Genomic DNA, 680 nt, shown 5'->3' with positions numbered 1-680 from the left:
GGCGACCAGAAGGCTCGGATCTTCCTTGCTCTTCTCGGAAAGCAGATGGGTGTCACACCCGAGGGTTGGCGCACGGCCGCAGGTGCGTACGGGGACGACGGATCTCGGCGTTCCATTGCCGACGTCGTCGACGAGAAGTCACTCCTCGAAGTGCGTGAGTTCAAGAAGGCCGCCAAGGCTGCAGCGAAGAAGAAGTGACGTCGCAGCGCGAGTGGCTCGAAGGTCTGGACGAGGCGGCACTTGCGCGGCTGCTCGACAACCGCATCGACGTCGCAATCGACCCCCCGCCGCGCACCTATGCAGCACTGGCTCACCTGCTGCAGACTCCGCAGTCGGTGGGCGCGGCCGTGCGTTCGCTCGACCATGGCGCGCGGAGTGTCCTGGCGGCATCGAAGGACATCCGGACGCGCTCGGAGCTCGCCGTCAGATTCGACGAAGGCGGCCAGAACACGGCGGAGGACATCGACCGAGCCCTGGCAGCGCTCGTCGACCGGGCCCTCGCGTGGCCGAGCGGCGACGGGTATCGGACATCTGCGCTCGATGGACTCGAACTCGATGGTGTCCCGAGCCTGGCGTGCCCGTGGCCAGGCGAGTCTGCAGACGTGGACTTCGCGGGACAGCAGCGGGCGATCGCACGCTTCTGCGAGACGGCCGACGCAGTGCTCGACGCGGTCGATTCG

At 67.2% G+C, this 680-nt stretch carries 2 pseudogenes; both read left to right on the top strand.

The window, feature by feature from the left end:
• Nucleotides 1-198, top strand: a pseudogene (locus A2J03_RS24675) (HhH-GPD-type base excision DNA repair protein); the annotation flags it as partial.
• Nucleotides 195-680, top strand: a pseudogene (locus A2J03_RS24670) (hypothetical protein); the annotation flags it as partial. The pseudogenes A2J03_RS24675 and A2J03_RS24670, both read left to right, overlap by 4 nt.

Source organism: Rhodococcus sp. EPR-157 (genome assembly GCF_001647195.1).
In the GTDB taxonomy this organism is placed as follows: Bacteria; Actinomycetota; Actinomycetes; order Mycobacteriales; family Mycobacteriaceae; genus Rhodococcoides.
The sequence above is the reverse complement of the archived record's forward strand: the minus strand, read 5'-3'. Positions and strand labels throughout refer to the sequence as shown.